Origin of the sequence: Bacillus sp. S71 (assembly GCF_016625265.1) — a bacterium.
Classification (GTDB): Bacteria; Bacillota; Bacilli; order Bacillales; family Bacillaceae_G; genus Bacillus_A; species Bacillus_A cereus.
In genome coordinates, this window is the sequence record NZ_JACVUW010000002.1 from 384,532 (window position 1) to 403,860 (window position 19,329).

A 19,329-nucleotide genomic window follows, 5' to 3' on the forward strand; every position below is an offset into this window, starting at 1 on the left:
AGAAAAGGATAACCCATTTTTGTTATGCGTTTGTTTTTAAAAGGGAACGAGCATCTTTCGCTGCTTGAACCATATGTTCTAAAGCTGGAATAACTTCTTCTGTTCTTCTCGTTTTTAAACCACAATCAGGATTAATCCAGAAATATTTAGGATCGCATACTTCTAAAGATTGTTCTACGATTTTATACATTTCATCTTTACTCGGTACACGTGGGCTATGAATATCATATACACCTAGACCGATGCCTTTTTCATATGTTGTATGTTTTAACGTATCAATAAATTCTCCGTGACTTCTTGATGTTTCGATAGAAATTACATCTGCATCTAATGCGCGAATCGCGTCAACAATATCTTCGAAGTTACTGTAACACATATGAGTATGAATTTGTGTTTCATTTGCTACAGAAGAAGTTGCTAAAAGGAAGGATTGTACTGCCCATGTAATATAAGCATCCCAATCTTTTTCTTTTAGTGGCATTCCTTCACGAAGTGCTGGCTCATCGACTTGAATTACTCTAATTCCGGAAGATTCAAGTAGTTCAATTTCGTGACGAAGAGCTAGTGCAATTTGATACGAAACTTCTTTTCTTGGAATGTCATTTCGAACGAAGGACCAATTTAAAATCGTAACAGGTCCAGTTAACATTCCTTTTACAACTTTCTCCGTTAAGCTTTGTGCATAAACTGTTTCCTTAATAGTCATGCCGTTAATAAAGGCTACATCACCATAAATAACAGGTGGTTTTACGCAGCGGGAACCGTATGATTGTACCCAACCGTTTTTAGTGAATGAGAAACCAGCAAGGCGCTCACCAAAATATTCGACCATGTCAGTTCTTTCAAATTCACCATGTACAAGGACATCAAGCCCAATTTCTTCTTGGTAACGAATCCATTTTTCTGTCTCTTTTTCAATAAATTGTTCATATTGTTCATTTGAAATAACACCGTTACGCCATTCTTTTCGCGTTTGACGAACTTCAGTTGTTTGCGGGAAGCTACCAATGGTCGTTGTTGGTAATAGCGGTAACTCCAGGGCAACTTGTTGTAATTCGTATCGTTTTTCAAATGGAAGAGGGCGTGAAAAATCTTCTTCTTTTAGTGCTGTTCGTGCTGCTTTGACATCTTCTCGGTTACGTGCAGCAGATGAGCGAATTGTATGATGTACGTTTCGATATGTTTCCAGCTCATTACTAATGCTTTCTGTACCTTGAGTGAGAGCGGAATGAATAAGAACTAACTCTTCTAATTTTTGATTTGCAAATGCTAATGCATCAAATAGCTCAGTCGATAAGTGAGTTTCTTCTGTTTTATCGATCGGTGTATGCAATAAGCTACAAGAAGGCTGAACGATGAAATCTTTCGTTTGGACTTGTTTTTGTAACGTTGTAAATAACTCAAGAACTTCATCAAGGTCAGCTCTCCAAATGTTACGGCCATCTATACAACCGACAGCTAAAGTTTTATCAGCTGGGAATCCATATTTTGAAATAGCATTTAAATTACCTTCTTTACCATGAATGAAATCTAATCCAATACCGGATACCGGGAATGTAATAATTTCTTCATAGTTTTCTTCCACGCTATCAAAATACGTTTGTAAAAGAAGAGTCGCATTTGGAACTTCTTTACGAATAGCTTCATAAATTTCTTTTGCTTGTTGAACTTCTTCTTTCGTTAAAGAAGCGAAAATTGGTTCATCAACTTGAATGGCTTGTGCACCAGCTGCATGTAGTTCTGAAAGCAGTTGTACGTAAGGTGCAACTAACTGTTTTAAAATGGAAGGGAATTGTTCTTTTGTATAGCCTTTAGCTAATTTTAAGAAAGTATATGGACCTAAAATAACAGGCTTTCCATCTACTCCTAATTCTTGTTTTGCCTCTTCGTATAAGCGAAGTGGACGATTATCTTTTAAAGAGATTTGTAATCCCTCTTCATATTCAGGAACGATATAGTGATAGTTTGTGTTAAACCATTTTGTCATTTCGGAAGCTACGTGATTTTTAGAGCCACGCGCCATTGCGAAATATACATCAAGGTAAGATGTAAACTCAGAAAAACGTGATGGGATAAATCCTAGCATATAGGCAGTATCCAAAACGTGATCATAATATGTAAAGTCGCCAATTGGAATGAGTTCAATCCCTTTTTCTTGCTGTACTTTTACGTGTTGAAGGCGAATTTCTTTCATTGTTGTTAAAAATTGTTCTTCATCAATTTTATTGGACCAAAAAGCTTCCAATGTTTTTTTCCACTCTCGTTGTAGTCCGATACGTGGATAACCTAAGTTACTTGTTTGAATTGCCATTTTAAATTCCTCCCTAATTGAAAGTAAGCATTTCCGTTTACTAGGAAATACTTATAACAAAAAGTGCAAAGACATAGAAAATAAGCCTTCCTTTTTGTTTTAACACCTCATCATCATCCGTGAATCTATCAGTGTTGTTAAAACAGGCAGGTCTCCTGACTTATGCTTCATATAATTTCTTTCACCTTCCCGTTTTCACAGTGGCACCAAAAAGAAATCTCAGCATTTACAGTGGCGGGACCGTGTTGGAGTTTCACCAAGCTTCCCTTTTAAACACGAAACGAAATGTTCGTGTACCTATTTTCCTTTTGAAAGGAATTTAACAAGCGATATGATATTGAAACAAATTCTAACACAATTTTTGGAATTTTGTCTACTGTTTTAAAATAAGAAAATTCCAAAGTTTTTATTTCTTATTATTCTGACTTTTTATTCTGAAGTAACTAATAATATTACAGTATAAAAAGAGAAATTGAGCTATGAAAGAAGTAGGGATGTCTTCTTTCATAGCTCAATTTTCATCTATAGCAACTTCTGAAAGTCGGCCTGCTATAGCATCTTTAAGGAGGGTGTTTAGCCATTGTAATTCAACTGTAATATGCTCAATTACACTTTGCAAGATATATAGTTGTGCACGTGGAACCTTTCCTTTATTACAAGCATATATCGTTTGCATAGTATGTAAATATTGAAGAGTATCATTTTTCTTTTTTTCTAAAATAGGAACTAATTCATGATCATTGCTAAAGTGAGCGAAAGATAGGGCTGAATAAATAGGTTTATATATTTGGTTTTTTGCTTCGAATTGTTTTAATAGTAAAGTGTGGAATAGTTTTTTGCCTTCTTCTGTTATATGAAAAATCGTTTTGTCAGGTCGGTTTGTGTCTCTAATTACATTTGTAATGTGAATTGCGCCTTGCTTTTCTAATTGCTCGAAAGCGTAATAAAGTGATCCTTTAGCATATTTAATATAACAATCCATTTGTCGTTCTTTCATAATATGCTGCACTTCATATGGATGTTTATCTCCTTCGAGTAGCAAGCCGAGAATGACTAATTTCATGCTCATGCTGTCTCAACTCCTGTATATAAAAACTTTATACATATTATAAACGGCATATCCTTTTTCATAAAGGGATATGCCGCTTCTTTTTTATATTAACTGACTTGCTTTTGTTTTTCTTTCTTTTTAGGGCCTGTAAAGAGGCGTTCATTTCCCATTAGTAAAATACAAATAACACTTAGTACAGCCGGGATGAGTGCCCAGAAGAATGTGTTCGCAATAGATGTAGCGAGAGCTTCTTTAATACCCGCTAATATTTCAGCAGGAATTTTTGCGGTAGCGCCTGGTGATAATAAGAAACTTGTGTCTCCGCCTTTTGGAGCTAATTTTGCTAGTTCAGGGGGGAACACAGAGTTTAGTTTATCTGTAAAAATATGATTTTGAATTGTACCGAAAATCGTTACACCAAGAGTCATACCGAGTGATCGGAAGAATGAGTTTGTTGATGTCGCCGAACCGCGGTCTCGCATTTCTAACTTGTGAATAGAAGACATACTTAATACTGAGAATGAGAAGCCAACACCAAGCCCAGCGAGAATCATAAATAGTGTTACGAGTAAACGAGGTGTGTCCATTGTTAAAGTACTTAATGAATAAATACCAAGAACGAAGAAGACACCAGATACCATCATAATGTTACGATAGCTTGTTCGAGAAGCTAATTGTCCTCCTGTTTGACTTCCAATTACAGAACCAACCATCATTGGTGTTAAAATTAATCCAGCATTAGAGGCCGAACCTCCAAGAACGCCTTGAATGAAGATTGGAATATAAACTGTACAGATAATAAAAGCAGCACCATAGAAAAAGGCAACTCCTTGACTAGCTGCGAATAAAGGTTTTTTAAATAGATGGAACGAAATAATAGGCTCGGTTGCTTTTCTTTCTACAAAGAAGAAAATAATAAGCGCAATAACTACTGTTGTAAATAAGCCAATAATTACAGTGGAATTCCAGGCATATTCCTTACCACCAAGTTCTAATGCGAACATTAAGCAAACGATACTTATGACAAGTGTAATAGCACCAGCCCAATCAATTTTTTGTTTTCTAAATTCTAGAGACTCACTGTAGTATTTAGTAATGAAGAAAAAGGAGATAAGTCCTAATGGAATATTGATATAGAAGACCCAATGCCAACTTATATAGTCTGTAATATAAGCACCTAATAAAGGACCGAATACACTAGATGTCCCGAAAACAGCACCGAATAGCCCTGTCATCTTCCCGCGTTTTTCTGGTGGGAAGATATCATACATAATTGTAAAGGCGATAGGCATAAGGGCACCACCACCGATACCTTGAATAGCTCTATAAATACTTAATTGCTCAATACTTGAAGCTGTTCCGCAAAGCGCAGAACCGAATAAGAAAAGAATGAGGCCCCCAATATAAAAACGTTTCCGCCCGTACATATCAGAAAGTTTCCCAAAGATAGGCATCCCTGCCATTGTTGCTACCATATAAGCTGATGTGACCCAAACAAACTTATCAAAGCCTCCTAGGTCTCCAACGATTGTTGCCATTGCGGTTGCAACGATTGTATTATCCATTGCGGCCATTAATATACCAAGTAGCAAACCAGCAACAACAAATTTTGTCTTGTTGGTGTCTTTTTTTAATGGTTGAGTTTCCAAATATAACCCTCCTTTAGAAATAAGTAAACTATATTAAGTTTTGAGTGCAGTGGATAAAAAATTTAAATGTATAGTTGATTTTAATTTCTTTTCCATAAGTGCACTAATATGCCATAAAGAATATTATAGTCAAATTTGACTATAAGGCAAATTTTTTCTTCCGTCAAAATATTCTTTCATATAAGTAGAGAACGAGTGAGCGATACGAATATTGCTATAAAGGAAATGAAGTAAATTGTAAAAAAATTTCATAAAGAACACCTTCTGTTAATAGATGAAAAATGGTTTTTTCTTCATATTGTCGAATAGGATAAAAGGAAGAGAAATATTAAACATTACTTGTAGCAAGCTTTAGTAAGTTGGGGAATTCATTGTGTGTATGGTACATCTGAAATGAGGTGAATATATATTATGAAAATATGGGGACGAATTTCGGATACAGGAAAGTATTCAATACCGCTACAACCAGTATTGTGGATTGACGGATCGAAAAAGGAAAATGAATTTCCTCAAGTAGCCGTTACATTGCAAATTGGTAGTATGTATACAGAACAATTTTCGTATGAATTGACCTACGATGTAAACGACATACTTATTATGCGAATTGAAGTGGAAAATAAAGGGGTAGAAATGATTTCGAGAGTTGTTGTAAGTCATATGATTCGAGATTACTTTGCTTATATTCCTAATTCTTTAAAAGTTGATAAGGGGATAAGTGAGTTTTTATTCCAGCTTGTAAGGTGGCGAATTGATGATTTGTTACCAAATGAAAAGGTGGAACTACGTTGCAAAATAAAAGCTAATAAAGATAAAGCTCTTAAACAAGCATTCTTTCAGGCTACATATACATTTCAAGATAAAGAGATATCATATGGTCCACTGCAAACAAATGAAGTTGTTGTGCGGCAATGATAAAAAGGAACCTGTACAAAAGGTTCCTTTTTTAGTGAAGGTTGTGTTTTTTGAGTATTTTCTTTTGCTCTATTCCTTTTTTTCCTACATAGTTATTTTTGTAGCCAAAGTATAGAATAAATAAAAATGAAACAACATTTACAATTGCATCGATTTGATCGTTTGTAATAAAGTGTATGCCGAAAGAGGTAAATAATAATTTTAATGATAATAGAAAACCAGCTAGTAAACGCATAGCATCTGATAGATTCTCTTTTTGTAGCATATAGATTACTCCTTTCTATAAAAGTTATATATTATATATATGAAATAGAGTAGGAAAGGTATACAAGCTTAAGCAGAAATGTACATTGCATATGTACATTTTTTATTTTGTAGAAAAACATTATTGATATAGAAACATATATTGGTATAAAAGGGGGAGAAGTATGAAACATAAAGGGAAAATTAGTGGATTATTACTTGGAAATACAGTGGCAGTTACAGAATGGATTGCACTTCAGGATGTAATTGCAAAACTGGATTCACGATCATTTTATACCGTCTTTATTATTTATATACTGCAAATGATACTAAGTTATTATTTTGGACATTGGTACGATAAAAGAGCGAACAAGCGTATGAATGTGGAAGTAGGAGGAATGGCAAGCAACGATTTTGTTGTTGATTTTTTTGGGAAAGTAGCCGCTTTATCTGAAAGAGATTCCCGTAATATTACAGTTTACATTCTTTCTGTAAAAGAATGGGAAGGATTAAAAGACACGTTGCAAGAAAAAAAATTGGGAGTGTTAGTACAAAAATTAGAGAGTACCATTGTAAAGACAATTCGGAAGGGAGATGTTGTTACAAAGTGGGATGAAAATAAGTATGTTATTGTAGCAATTGATAATGGTCATGAAACATCAACAATAACAAACAGATTAATGAAAAATATTGAAAGGGAAATAGAAGGTGATTTACTCAGTGTCACTCTTTTATTTGGAGCAGCTAGCTATCCAGTAGAAGGAAAAACGTTTGAAGAACTGTTGAGAAAGTCGCAAAATCAATTGTATCAGTATAGAAATTTGCAAGAAAATGAGTGAAGCTTCGATTTGAAGATATATGATAGGAAGAAGTTTTATTTGTAACATTTTTTTGACTTTTATTACAAAAAACGTTGCGTTTGTAATAAAAGTCTTTAAAAATATATGAAATAAGCATATAATTATGATGGTAGTGCCAATGCAATTTGCACAATGTGTTTTATTTTAAAAGTGTAGAGGAAAGCAAGCTCTACACTTTTCCTTTTTAGGAAATGAAAAGAATATTTGTAAGTTGTTGCGAGATATCGATTGTACTGTGTAAAATGAACAAAGAGATTATTTGATAGAAAGCTGGAAAGGGAATGATAGACGTGAGAGCGGAACGATCACCTTTTATCAGGTGAACTATTATAGTCTTATTAAGACTGAGGTGAAATTCTGTGGCCATTAAGGTAATACATAGTGTGAACAGGTTTTAAAAAACACGAAGAACTATACTTAAAGATGGATATGGAACTGCTAAATACTTCAAAAAGAATAATGTAATATTAAGTAATAATTCGTACAAACAATATTAATGATCTTCGTAAAAAAGATGCGAGTGTATAGAACAATTACATATTTTATAACTTTTTTATATTACACGATGGTCGTTTATAAATAGGAGGAAGAGATGTTGAAATATAGTAAATTAGCAATTATAACTGCATTATCAATGACTTTATTAGCCGGTTGTTTTGGACCGAAACCAGAAGAAGAATTATATGTAGCGTTTGAAAACGCTGCTAAACAAGAAAAAACAATGTTTGAAGATGCAAAAAAACTTGAGGCTTTAGAGAAAGAAGGACAAGAATTATATAACCAGATTGTGCAAGAAGGAAAAGATAATAATCAAACTGTTAAAGAAAAATTGAATCAAGCAGCAAAGAATACAACTGAACGAGAAAAAGTACTTACAAAAGAAAAAGAGGCTTTAAATAAAGCGCAAGAAGAAGTGAAGTCAGCTGATAAGTATGTGAAGAAAATTGAAGATAATAAGTTGAAAAATCAAGCTGATAAAGTGAAAAGCACCTATGAGAAACGACACGATTCATTTAATAAAATGTATGACAGCTATAATAAATCTTTAAAACAAGAAAAAGAGTTATACACAATGTTACAAGATAAAGGTACTAAATTAAAAGATATTAGTGAAAAAGTAAAAGTAGTAAATCAATCTTATAAGGATATTGAGTCAGAAAAAGATAAATTTAATGAATTCACAAAGTCTTATAATACAGAAAAAGTAGCTTTTTATAAACAAGCAAATATTAAAATTAAAGAAGAGAAAAAATAAAACAGTTTGGCCTACACTTGGCCAAACTGTTTTATTTTTTTGTATAAGTACGACTATACCATGGAACAGGTTCACTTAATTTTTTTTCTTGTTTCAATGCTTCAGGACCAATATAATCTTGAAGTGTTTTTTTTGCTACTGTTAAAGATAAGGTTGTTTTCGGATTTCGATAGGAGGATTCAAGATGACCAAGATGCGGTAGAATTCGAAAATCTTCTTTCGTAGGAGGGATGTGGAAAAAATAATCGCCTAAACGTATAAGGACATCAGATTGTTGTTGGCTAAAACGTGGGTTTCTAGAAAAATGTAATCCTTCTTTAATTGCTTTTTTTTCAGCAATCAAACGTTCTAAAGCTGTCTTTTTTAACCAGTATAAATATTTAGGATTAGTAGCTGCTTTAGCATGACGATTCACAACGAAAATAGATTGAGCTAGTCGATTAATAGAATGTTGGTTTTGTAATTGAGATTGTGGTTGTGAAGGTTTCATATTGAATCTCCTTTCAATTTTTCATTATTATACCATAAATAAAGAGGTTTTTATTATATGCAAAAAGTGATTGTATATATTTTCAATATTAAAGCAATATTGTTACAAAAAACAACTATTTTGTATAATAGTAATAGAATATGCTTTTGAAATTTGATAATGAAAGAGTGAGAAGTTTGAAAGAAATATTAAAACAACAGTATGCCATTATAGATATTGGATCTAATACAATGCGTTTAGTTATTTATGAAAAGCAAAATGGAGGTTTTTATAAAGAGATTGAAAATACGAAAGTGGTTGCTAGGTTAAGAAATTACTTAATTGATGGTGTGTTGAATGAAGAGGGAATAGAAGTATTATTACAGACATTATTTCAATTTCAAGAAAGTACAAGGTTCCATCAGTTGCATCATGTACTTTGTGTTGCAACAGCAACAATTAGACAGTCTGAGAATCAAGAGGAAATTAAAAAGCTTATTGAAGGACAAACGGACTTTACTCTTAGAGTATTATCAGAGTATGAGGAAGCGCGTTACGGATACTTGGCGGTTATGAATTCTACATCGTTTTCAGAAGGAATAACGGTAGATATTGGTGGGGGAAGTACGGAAGTTACATACTTTAGAAATAGAGAGATTTTAGAGTACCATAGTTTTCCTTTTGGGGCACTTTCTTTAAAGCAACAATTTATTAAAGGTGATATTCCTACTAAAGATGAGTTAGAAGGAATGCAACGGTATTTAGAGTTTCAATTTCGAACGTTACCATGGTTAAGCAATAAGAAATTGCCTCTTATTGCAATTGGTGGTAGTGCGAGGAACTTAGTAAAAATCCATCAAAATTTAATATGTTATCCTATAGCAGGATTACATTTATACAAGATGAAAGAAGAAGATATTGAAAATGTAAAAGATGAATTAGAAAAATTGTCGTTCATAGAACTTCAGAAATTGGAAGGATTGGCAAAAGATCGAGCGGATACGATTATTCCAGCGGTTGAAGTATTTCATACACTTGTTCATGTTATAGAGGCACCGGCATTTGTATTAAGTAGAAAAGGGTTAAGAGAAGGTGTTTTCTATGAAGAGTTGACAAAAGATTTGGGGATTTCATATTATCCGAACGTAGTTGAAGAAAGTTTGCATTTACTATCACATGAATACGAAATGGATATGGAATTTGTTATTCAACTTATTAAACATGGAAGACTAATTTGCAAACAACTTGAGGAAATAGGGCTTATTTCTATGTCAGTAAAAGACTGGGAAGTGTTCCATCAAGCAGCGAAAGTATTTAATATAGGCAAATATATAGACGAAGAAGCGAGCCGTTTACATACGTTTTATTTATTAGCGAATAAGACAATTGATGGCATGATGCATAAAGATCGAGTAAGGCTAGCACTTATTGCATCGTATAAATCAAAAATGTTATTTAAACAACATTTATCACCATTTGAAGGTTGGTTTGATAAAAGCGAACAAAAAAAAATCCGCCTGTTAGGAGCTGTTTTACAATTTTCAGCTACTTTAAATGTAAGGCAACGATCGCTTGTTGATACCATATCTATAACAGAAAACGAAGAAGGGTTAACGTTTAAAGTTTTATGCGAACAATCAGCATTAGCGGAAAAAGTGCAAGCTGAAAAACAAAAAAAACAGTTAGAAAGAGTATTAAAAACGAATATTAACTTGTTATTTGAACTAAAACATTAGGTTGTACGGATGTCTTTACAAAAAATTTACACTTTATAATATTGTAATTTGCTAAAATAAAAGTAACTAAATTATAGTAAAAAAGTTTCAAGGGGAAGTGTGAAGAGAATGGAATTATTGAAGGGGAATGCAGTAAATTTAAATGATACAGCTTATTACAATAATCGAGAGTTAAGTTGGTTAGCATTTAATGAACGTGTCTTACAAGAAGCGCAAGATGCAAATAATCCACTTTTGGAAAGATTGAAATTTATTAGTATTTTTAGTTCGAATTTAGATGAATTTTTTATGGTGCGTGTAGCGGGATTAAAGGATCAAGTGAGTGCTGGATTTAATCAACCAGAAAATAAAGCTGGCTTAACACCAAAAAAGCAATTAAATAAAATTGCGATAAAAGCCCATGCACTAATGACAGTACAATATGATACATTTAAAAATTATGTATTACCAGCGCTTGAGTTAGAGGGAATTGAACGTTTAACATTCAATGATTTGACGAAAGAGCAGCGAGAATTTATAGAAGAGTATTTTGATGAGCAAATTTTTCCGGTGTTAACTCCTGTAGCTATTGATGCATATCGCCCATTTCCAATGTTATTAAACAAAAGTTTGAATTTGGCTACTCTTTTATATGATGAGAAGCAAGCGGAAGAAGAAAACAGGACGAAATTAGGAATTGTGCAAGTTCCTTCATTACTTGAGCGCTTCATAATTTTACCGAGCGAAGGGCAAAAGCATAAATTTATTTTATTAGAAGACGTAATTAGTAGCTTTACTCATAAATTATTTACGGGATATACAGTATCATCTGTTACTCGTTTCCGTATTACACGCAATGCAGATTTAACGATTCATGAAGAAGGTGCGAGAGATTTATTAAAGGTAATTGAAAAAGAATTAAAAAAGCGTAAGTGGGGGGCTGCTGTTCGTTTAGAGGTTGGGAAAGAACACATTGATGAAAGAGTATTAGCGTTATTATATGAGGTTCTAGAAGTAAAAGATGAAGATGTATATATAATGGATGGTCCATTAGATTTAACATGTTTGTTTTCTTTATATAAAAAACTAGCTCCTTTATATGAACATCTTGTATATCCAGCTCTTATTCCACAACCGCCTCAAGATTTAGGTGATGAAGAAGATGTATTTGAAAAAGCAATTGAGCATGATATTTTATTACATCATCCTTTTGAATCCTTTCAGCCGGTAGTTGATTTTGTTCGTGATGCGGCAGACGATCCGAATGTACTTGCGATTAAACAAACGTTATATCGTGTAAGTGGTGATTCACCGATTATTCAGGCGTTAAAGATAGCGGCTGAAAAGGGAAAACAAGTGACGGTATTGGTTGAATTAAAGGCAAGGTTTGATGAAGAAAACAATGTTCATTGGGCTAAAGAATTAGAACAGGCAGGCTGTCATGTTATTTACGGTGTAAGTCACTTGAAAACACATAGTAAAATTACGTTAGTTGTAAGAAGAAAAAACGGAAAAATTGAAAGGTTCGTACATCTTGGAACTGGAAACTATAATGATGCAACAGCGAAGTTATATACTGATTTTGGATATATTACATCAAGAAAAGACTTTGGGGTTGATGCAACCAATTTCTTTAATTATTTAAGTGGTTATACAACAAAGCCACATTTTCATCATTTATCGGTTGCTCCATTTGATATAAGAGAGCAATTTATGGATTTAATAGATGAAGAAATCCGTTATCATAGGCAATACGGAAATGGATATATTATCGCTAAGATGAATTCATTAACAGATAAACCATTAATTAAAAAAATGTACGAAGCATCACAAGCTGGAGTAAAGGTAGAGCTCATTGTTCGAGGAACATGTTGCCTACGACCTGGTATTCCAAATGTAAGTGAAAATATTCGTGTAGTTAGTGTTGTTGGAAGATATTTAGAACATAGCCGTATTTATTATTTCCATCATAATGGGGAGGAGAAAATATATTTATCTTCAGCTGATTGGATGACGCGAAATATGGAGAAGCGAGTGGAAATATCTTTCCCGATATTAGATATTGAAATGAAGGCACGAATTAAGGCGATTTTACAGCTTACATTAGCTGATAATGTGAAAACACGTGAACAAAATAAAGATGGTGATTACTATTATGTTATTAATGGTAGTACAGAAGAAATTGATAGCCAAGTGAAGTTGTTTAAGATGGCATATCAAAATACAGACGCTGAATAATGAAAAAAGTAAAAACCTCTTATGTCCATAAGAGGTTTTTACTTTTTTCTACTCATATGCTCCCAAAATGGAAGGATGAGTAGAAACAATAGTTTTATTATAAGCGTGTAATAAGGTGGTTCGTTGAGAGAATAACATTTGAAAGAATCGTTATTTTAACTTAGTAATAGTATGGTTGTTGACAGGGTCCACCGTAACAAGGATAAGGTGCTGGCGGCGGGAAAGGTGGTGGATAAGGTGGATAAAACGGTCGAGGGCCGAAAGCTAATGCTCCGCCGAGCAATCCACCAGCAATTCCAGCTAGAAAGGGAACGCCAAAAAACGGAAAGAAGCGTGAGTCGCCTACTGGACCAATAGGTGCTGAACGGACTGGGATTGGTTGATAATATGGATACATGAACATACCTCCTTTATTGGACTCACTTTCATCATATGGTAAATGAAACATGGATGAGCGCGTACAAGAAAGGATATGCAAGAAAATAGGCGAATTATTACGAATGTTGAAGTATAAAAAGTGTAATTTCAGGTTTTGACATAAAACGGAATGGGACACGTGTTCTTCCGAGGCCTCGATTGACATAGAGAGTTAAATCCTGAATTGTATAGAAGCCTTCAATATAGTCTTGGGCGAGTGCTGGTGTAATAATAGGTCCTAAAAAAGGAATTTGTACTTGTCCGCCGTGACTATGACCAGAAAGTTGCAAGTTGATTGGATATTTAGAAACTTTGGGCGCGATATCTGGTTCGTGAACAAGAACAATGTTATAAGTACTTTGCCGTGCATGCTCTAATGTTTTCTCTATTTTTGGTCTGCCTAGTAGTATATCATCGAGACCGAAAATAGAAATTTCACTATTATCCATTAAACGAATTCTTTTTTCACTATTTAGCAATAGTTCAAATCCAGATTCACGCATGATGTGCTCATAGTATTCAGTTCCATATCCACCGTGATCATGGTTACCATAAATAGCGAATTTACCGAAGGGGGCTTGTATATTTTTTAAAATGGATGCAACGAAAGGAGTGTCAGTATACGTTTGATAATTATCAATGAGATCTCCGGTAAAAAGGACAATATCTGGATTTACAGCATTAATTTTAGAAACAACTTTAGATAAATGTTGAAGCGAGAAATAGTATCCGAGATGTAAATCGCTGAATTGAAGAATTTTTATACCATGAAAACTTTTTGGGATGAGTTGTGATTTTAATGTGTGCTGTGTAAAAGAAATGAAATGGGGCTCTATATATTTAGCATAGTAGTATCCGATGCTACTGGTTATAAATGAATAGAGACAAGTACGCATACCAATTTTTAAAAAATTTCTTCTTGTAATGTGCTTCATAAAAATATGAGTATACCTCAATGTTTTTATTCCATTTATAGGCTACTCAAATCTCCTTTCAGTTTATTTAAAATATACTTTACATAATAAAAAAGTAGTATAGATTACGAAAAAAAATGAATAAAAAGAAAGTTCTTTACGTTAAAATATCAGAAAAGTTTAAAAATATAAAGATTTCTATTAAATAAAGTGATAAAATGAATGTGTATTCATTTTTTGGAGGGGATGTATGTGAAAGAAAAGGTAGTTATTATAACAGGTGGATCGAGTGGAATGGGAAAAGGAATGGCGACTCGCTTTGCAAAAGAAGGGGCACGAGTTGTTATTACAGGACGTACAAAAGAAAAACTAGAGGAAACAAAGTTGGAAATTGAACAATTTCCAGGGCAAGTATTACCTGTACAAATGGATGTAAGAAATACGGATGACATTCAGAAAATGATTGAACAGATTGATGAGAAGTTTGGTCGAATTGATGTTTTAATAAATAATGCAGCTGGAAACTTTATTTGTCCAGCAGAAGATTTATCCGTGAATGGCTGGAATTCAGTCATTAATATTGTGTTAAACGGTACGTTTTACTGTAGTCATGCTGTCGGAAAATATTGGATTGAAAAAGGTATAAAAGGGAATATCATTAACATGGTAGCAACGTATGCATGGGATGCAGGTCCAGGAGTGATTCATTCGGCTGCAGCGAAGGCAGGGGTATTAGCGATGACGAAGACGCTCGCTGTTGAGTGGGGGCGTAAATATGGAATACGAGTTAACGCTATCGCGCCAGGACCAATTGAACGTACGGGCGGTGCTGATAAATTATGGATTTCAGAAGAAATGGCTAAGCGTACGATACAAAGTGTTCCGCTTGGAAGGCTGGGTACGCCAGAAGAAATCGCTGGTCTAGCTTATTATTTATGCTCAGATGAAGCGGCGTACATAAATGGAACTTGCATGACAATGGATGGAGGACAACATTTACATCAATATCCATTTTAAAAGGGATAAAAAATGAATGTTTGATTCATTTTTTATGGTTAAATGTGACGGAATTGTGACATATGAAAGAAAAGTGTTTACAAGAGGTCATATATACGTTATATTTAAGACCTCTTTTTTCTTCATAGTAGAATTGCTAATTCCCCTTAGCATTTTACCCCTCTAATCCCTTCAGGAAAACTGAAGGGATTTTTTATTATTTTTCCGTAAATATCATGTTATAATTTTTGAAAAGTAAAGGGAGGGAAGCACGTTGATAGATGCATTAGATGTAATGAGTAACTTGGATAAAGTCCTTCCTTATTATCAAGCTATTTTTAGTGCTGATGAGCATACTGTAATTGGATATGAAGTAGTAGGACGTATTCAAACAGAAGAGGGCATACAAAGTTTAGCTTCTTTCTTTCACGATGATTCGATTCCAAGTGAATTTCAACTGGAAGCGGATAATATTATAGTAGAAAAAGCTTTAAATCGTTATTTAGAAAGCGATCAAAAATTATTATTATTTATACATCGGAATGCTAATGTATTAATGAATGATGATGAAGAAAGCTTGCTTCAACTTTTATTGAGGTATGAAGAACAAGGTTTAAATTTAAAACAAATTGTTTTAGAGATTACAGAGCATGAATGTAAAGAAGATATAGAGCAATTTAATCATTTGCTTATGTATTATCGTACATATGGTATTCAAATTTCGATTAATAAGGTCGGAACGGGCACAAGTAATTTAGAGCGTATTAGCGTGTTAGCACCTGATATTTTAAAAGTAGATTTAACGAACTTAAGGCAAACAGCACTTTTACAATCTTATCAAGATATTTTATATTCTTTATCATTACTTGCTAGAAGAATTGGTGCAACTTTGTTATATGAAGAAATAGATGCTTTTTATCAACTGCAATATGCTTGGAAGAACGGCGGAAGATATTATCAAGGTAATTATTTGAAAGAATGTTTACCTGATTTTATTGAAACGAATGTTTTGAAAGAGCGACTTGGTAATGAATGTCATCAGTTTATTCAACATGAAAAGAAGAAGTTACAAAAAATTTATAATTTAACAGAGATGTTACGCGATCGCATTGGCGATGTTTTATCAAAACAAAAAAAGAATGAAGATATCAATGATTGGTTATTACAATTTAGTCAAAGTGTATCACAGTATAGTTTTCGCATATTTATTTGTAATGAAGATGGTTTCCAACAATCAGGAAATGTTATGAAAAAAGATGGAGAATGGATTGTGATGCCGGATTATTATATGAAGAACTGGAGTTGGCGCCCGTATTTTCTCGAGAATATCATGAAAATGCGTTTTGAGAATAAGGCAAGGCTTTCAGATTTATATGCAGATATCGAAACGGGCGAAATGGTACGAACATTTTCTTTCCCAATAGATGATGACAACTTTTTATTTATAGATTTATCATATGAATATTTATATGAAGAAGATGTTTTATTTTAATGCACGAAGAGATTCGTGCATTTTTTGTTTGTTTTTATCATAAATTGGTAATAGTGAAAATGGTGATGAAAATGCTGTCTATCGTTGTAAAGATTTTACGAACGAAATCTGTCCTTTCTTTGCATAATCATTGTTACAATGAATACTACAAAGACAAGTTCTTTTAAAAGGAAGGTGAAAAAATGAGGAAATATGGAATATGGCTTGTTCTATTTGTATGTGTTGCCTTTCTAGTTGGTTATAGTGTTACGACTGTTTTAGGGAAAGAGGAAGTGGAAGTGGATCGGAAAGAAGTATTTACAACGATACAAAAAGGCTATGAAACCCAGTTTTCAATTCGTGGGAAGCATTTGCCGATGAATAAGATGATAGAGACGTTATCACCGTATTTTACAGATAATTTCCTTCAAGTATTTACAGATGAAAATAGCAGAAGTGATAAACAAAGTGGTGAATATTTACTTCCGGCAAAAGAAGCGCCGTTTTCTTTTAATTCAGAAACGAAAATGTCGTATGATCAAGAGCATAAAAATTTATATGTATATGAGCGGACAAAAAGTGGACAATATCAAATTGTAACATTGAAAAGGGATCAAGATAAATGGAAGTTAGCAGGATATCATGAAAGTCAGGAACTTTTAACTGAAATAAAAAGGTTGCAACAATTATAAAGTGAAACTTTTAATTAGTGGGAGTTTTACTACCTACAAACAGCGGGATAAGAATAGGAATAGGTATTTACCTATTCCTATTCTATATTGAGTAGTTGTTGTAACTTTTCAATTTGAAAACCTGCAACTACTTCGCCATCAATTACGACTGTTGGAGTTGAATAGGAATCATAGTCGTTTAAAAGACGGTTGCGAGCAGCAGCGTCTTTTTTTACGTCAAATTCTTCATATGCAACGTTATTATGCTTCAAAAATTCTTTCACAATAACACATGGCGGACAATCAGGTTGTGTATAAACCTCAATTTTTTTCATTGTAATTCCTCCCTTTTTCTGTTTTTTATTATATTCTTCCAGTATAAAAACCGCAATAAAGAAGGGGAAATATGTTCTTTCTGTTTTTTCCTTCGCATTTCGACAAATTTTAGTTGAGTTTCTGGCTAATAACCTTTATCCTAGAGTGTGGAACATTTTTTCTGTTATGACGGATAGAATGAGTATAGCTGTAAAACCTATTGGTAGGAAGATCAGAGAAAGGAGAGATTTCATGTCTCTACTCCAAGGAATTTTAACTCGACTTGTTAGTCTACAAGAACAAGCTGAAAGCGGTGAAGTAGCACAACGCTATTTTGAAGTGAACGGTGAGCGCAAATGTAGCGTGAAATTTTTCGATAAAAGTGAAATGTATGAGTTAGAAGTGTATCAACAAGGTGAAAAACCTCAAGTGTACCAATTCGATAATATCGACATGGTTGCAATTGAGATTTACGATATCATTTCTTGATACATATAAAAAAGGTACTGCCATATGGCAGTACCTTTTTTAGTTCTATTACTTTCCAGCGTAATGTATAGAAGTTTTTTATTTTTCCTACAATGGTATTAAAATGAAAATTTAATCCGTGCAAGTTTGCTTATCCATGTGGATAAGTAGTCCCGTCAACCGGGTGAATATGTGAAGCTAAACTTCTCACAATTGCTGGGTTCTGCAAATAGCGGGAGAAATATAACTAGGAGGTTATCGTATGGAACGTTTACCAGTTGTGATTTGTCCTAATTGTCAAAGTTCTGCTGAGATTATTCATGTATTAACGGCTCAATCTAATCAAAATGTAATTTATACGTGTCAAGTTTGTCACTTTGTAATTCGAAATATTGAAACGAATAAAGGATAGGAAGTTATAATTTTAGTTTTTGTCCCATACAATGAGAATACGAAAAGTCTGTCTAATTGAAAGGACGTGACTCTGTGGACGGTGCACATAAATTTTACAATGTTTCAGAGAGACATTTAAATTTTGATATGGTCTTTAACCGTATTTGTAGTTTCATTGAAAAGGATCCGCGAAATTTGTATCGATTATCCATTGGGACAGACTCGCAAGCGCATCAAAAGGATACGAGGTTTATTACAGCAATCCATATTCATCGTGTTGGAAAAGGTGCCTGGGGTTGTTTACACCATAGATCAGTAAAAGATAAGCCAGCGACCTTACGTGAGAAAATATATTTAGAAACGCAGTTTAGTCAAGAAATCGCATGTCTATTTACGCCTACTCATATACAAACAATATGGGAGTTATTGCATCCTTATGCTCAAGATGGGGCTGGATTCATAATGGAAATTCATTTAGACATTGGGAATGATGGTTTAACAAGAGAATTTATTTTAGATATGACAGAAAAAATTCGAGCGATGGGATTAACTGCAAAAATTAAGCCGGATGCTTATGCGGCGTTTAGTTATGCAAATCGATATACGAAATGATTTTTTGTATGTTTATAATTGCTACATATCTTTTGGTAAAAACTGAATATTACATCTATTAAATAGGTTAAATTTTTTATATAATAAGAGTGAGTAACGATGCGAGTGTAAGGAGAGGGGTATATGCAAAGGGAAGTTGTTTTAACGAAGGAAGAAGAAAGTTTACTACTAGATATTTTATTTCAGCAAAATTATGCAAGTGAAATTTTAGCTGTGGAACTTACGGACATTGAGAATGGTTTGAAACAGACAGATGTGATGCAATATAAAAAAATCACAAGGTTATTTTACAGATTAAAAAATAAAGGGTATTAAGCGCTACCGGAATGGTAGTCTTTTTTTTGTGCTGTATGCTAAAATAGCTGTGTG

20 protein-coding genes and 1 riboswitch are annotated in these 19,329 nt (G+C 33.5%); of the genes, 12 read left to right on the top strand and 8 right to left on the bottom strand.

Going from position 1 to position 19,329, the window contains the following annotated elements; genetic code table 11:
- Positions 1 to 22: 22 nt before the first annotated feature.
- From metE to IBT51_RS05545, 3 genes are all read right to left on the bottom strand, one after another.
- A complete protein-coding gene (metE, locus tag IBT51_RS05535) occupies positions 23 to 2,311 on the bottom strand; it encodes a 5-methyltetrahydropteroyltriglutamate--homocysteine S-methyltransferase (RefSeq protein WP_078400477.1) in 2,289 nt (762 codons plus the stop codon).
- 128 nt (positions 2,312 to 2,439) lie between these two features.
- A riboswitch (cobalamin riboswitch) is annotated at positions 2,440 to 2,627 on the bottom strand.
- 195 nt (positions 2,628 to 2,822) lie between these two features.
- Positions 2,823 to 3,380 carry a PadR family transcriptional regulator gene (locus IBT51_RS05540; RefSeq protein ID WP_200458043.1) on the bottom strand — a complete coding sequence of 186 codons (558 nt, stop codon included), beginning with the start codon at positions 3,378 to 3,380 and terminating at the stop codon, positions 2,823 to 2,825.
- An 89-nt stretch (positions 3,381 to 3,469) separates the two neighbouring features.
- Complete coding sequence (locus IBT51_RS05545) at positions 3,470 to 5,011, bottom strand: MDR family MFS transporter (RefSeq protein WP_053563725.1); 1,542 nt, start codon at positions 5,009 to 5,011, stop codon at positions 3,470 to 3,472.
- A gap of 411 nt (positions 5,012 to 5,422) precedes the next feature.
- Here IBT51_RS05545 and IBT51_RS05550 point away from each other — a divergent pair, with 411 nt between their 5' ends.
- Complete coding sequence (locus tag IBT51_RS05550; RefSeq protein WP_000708119.1) at positions 5,423 to 5,923, top strand: hypothetical protein; 501 nt, start codon at positions 5,423 to 5,425, stop codon at positions 5,921 to 5,923.
- 31 nt (positions 5,924 to 5,954) lie between these two features.
- Here the strand turns inward: IBT51_RS05550 and IBT51_RS05555 are convergent, their stop codons facing one another.
- Entirely contained in the window at positions 5,955 to 6,188 is a 234-nt protein-coding gene (locus IBT51_RS05555) for an SPP1 phage holin family protein (protein ID WP_000939446.1), read from the bottom strand.
- A gap of 163 nt (positions 6,189 to 6,351) precedes the next feature.
- Between IBT51_RS05555 and IBT51_RS05560 the strand changes: the two genes are divergently transcribed.
- Positions 6,352 to 7,005 carry a diguanylate cyclase domain-containing protein gene (locus IBT51_RS05560; protein ID WP_200458042.1) on the top strand — a complete coding sequence of 218 codons (654 nt, stop codon included), beginning with the start codon at positions 6,352 to 6,354 and terminating at the stop codon, positions 7,003 to 7,005.
- A 613-nt stretch (positions 7,006 to 7,618) separates the two neighbouring features.
- A complete protein-coding gene (locus IBT51_RS05565) occupies positions 7,619 to 8,281 on the top strand; it encodes a YkyA family protein (protein ID WP_000922469.1) in 663 nt (220 codons plus the stop codon).
- Between the two features lie 31 nt (positions 8,282 to 8,312).
- Here IBT51_RS05565 and IBT51_RS05570 read toward each other — a convergent pair whose 3' ends face one another.
- A complete protein-coding gene (locus IBT51_RS05570; protein ID WP_000804864.1) occupies positions 8,313 to 8,771 on the bottom strand; it encodes a YkyB family protein in 459 nt (152 codons plus the stop codon).
- Between the two features lie 140 nt (positions 8,772 to 8,911).
- Between IBT51_RS05570 and ppx the strand changes: the two genes are divergently transcribed.
- Both ppx and IBT51_RS05580 read left to right on the top strand, forming a co-directional pair.
- A complete protein-coding gene (ppx, locus tag IBT51_RS05575) occupies positions 8,912 to 10,486 on the top strand; it encodes an exopolyphosphatase (RefSeq protein WP_140155653.1) in 1,575 nt (524 codons plus the stop codon).
- A 108-nt stretch (positions 10,487 to 10,594) separates the two neighbouring features.
- Positions 10,595 to 12,703: a polyphosphate kinase gene (locus IBT51_RS05580; protein WP_053563730.1), complete on the top strand. Its 2,109-nt coding sequence runs from the start codon at positions 10,595 to 10,597 to the stop codon at positions 12,701 to 12,703.
- Positions 12,704 to 12,863: 160 nt separating this feature from the next.
- Here the strand turns inward: IBT51_RS05580 and IBT51_RS05585 are convergent, their stop codons facing one another.
- Positions 12,864 to 13,100 carry a hypothetical protein gene (locus IBT51_RS05585; protein WP_000283738.1) on the bottom strand — a complete coding sequence of 79 codons (237 nt, stop codon included), beginning with the start codon at positions 13,098 to 13,100 and terminating at the stop codon, positions 12,864 to 12,866.
- A gap of 97 nt (positions 13,101 to 13,197) precedes the next feature.
- Complete coding sequence (locus tag IBT51_RS05590; protein WP_053565477.1) at positions 13,198 to 14,055, bottom strand: metallophosphoesterase; 858 nt, start codon at positions 14,053 to 14,055, stop codon at positions 13,198 to 13,200.
- Positions 14,056 to 14,286: 231 nt separating this feature from the next.
- Here IBT51_RS05590 and fadH point away from each other — a divergent pair, with 231 nt between their 5' ends.
- From fadH to IBT51_RS05605, 3 genes are all read left to right on the top strand, one after another.
- Entirely contained in the window at positions 14,287 to 15,051 is a 765-nt protein-coding gene (gene fadH, locus IBT51_RS05595) for a 2,4-dienoyl-CoA reductase (protein WP_000660913.1), read from the top strand.
- 253 nt (positions 15,052 to 15,304) lie between these two features.
- The gene (locus IBT51_RS05600; protein ID WP_098678449.1) at positions 15,305 to 16,522 is read left to right on the top strand and encodes an EAL domain-containing protein; all 1,218 of its coding nucleotides are present in this window, start codon (positions 15,305 to 15,307) and stop codon (positions 16,520 to 16,522) included.
- Positions 16,523 to 16,704: 182 nt separating this feature from the next.
- Entirely contained in the window at positions 16,705 to 17,193 is a 489-nt protein-coding gene (locus IBT51_RS05605; protein WP_001233805.1) for a DUF3993 domain-containing protein, read from the top strand.
- Positions 17,194 to 17,270: 77 nt separating this feature from the next.
- Here the strand turns inward: IBT51_RS05605 and IBT51_RS05610 are convergent, their stop codons facing one another.
- Positions 17,271 to 17,507, bottom strand: coding sequence for a glutaredoxin family protein (locus IBT51_RS05610; RefSeq protein WP_000717873.1), 237 nt, complete (start codon positions 17,505 to 17,507; stop codon positions 17,271 to 17,273).
- Positions 17,508 to 17,739: 232 nt separating this feature from the next.
- Between IBT51_RS05610 and IBT51_RS05615 the strand changes: the two genes are divergently transcribed.
- The 4 genes from IBT51_RS05615 (at position 17,740) to abbA (ending at position 19,275) form a co-directional block, all read left to right on the top strand.
- Positions 17,740 to 17,976 carry a YkuJ family protein gene (locus IBT51_RS05615; RefSeq protein ID WP_000055151.1) on the top strand — a complete coding sequence of 79 codons (237 nt, stop codon included), beginning with the start codon at positions 17,740 to 17,742 and terminating at the stop codon, positions 17,974 to 17,976.
- A gap of 241 nt (positions 17,977 to 18,217) precedes the next feature.
- Positions 18,218 to 18,367 carry a hypothetical protein gene (locus tag IBT51_RS05620; protein ID WP_000440540.1) on the top strand — a complete coding sequence of 50 codons (150 nt, stop codon included), beginning with the start codon at positions 18,218 to 18,220 and terminating at the stop codon, positions 18,365 to 18,367.
- A gap of 74 nt (positions 18,368 to 18,441) precedes the next feature.
- Positions 18,442 to 18,960, top strand: a complete 519-nt coding sequence (locus IBT51_RS05625) for a ribonuclease H-like YkuK family protein (protein WP_000348490.1) — start codon at positions 18,442 to 18,444, stop codon at positions 18,958 to 18,960.
- 123 nt (positions 18,961 to 19,083) lie between these two features.
- Positions 19,084 to 19,275, top strand: coding sequence for an antirepressor AbbA (gene abbA, locus IBT51_RS05630; RefSeq protein ID WP_001188692.1), 192 nt, complete (start codon positions 19,084 to 19,086; stop codon positions 19,273 to 19,275).
- Positions 19,276 to 19,329: the final 54 nt, after the last annotated feature.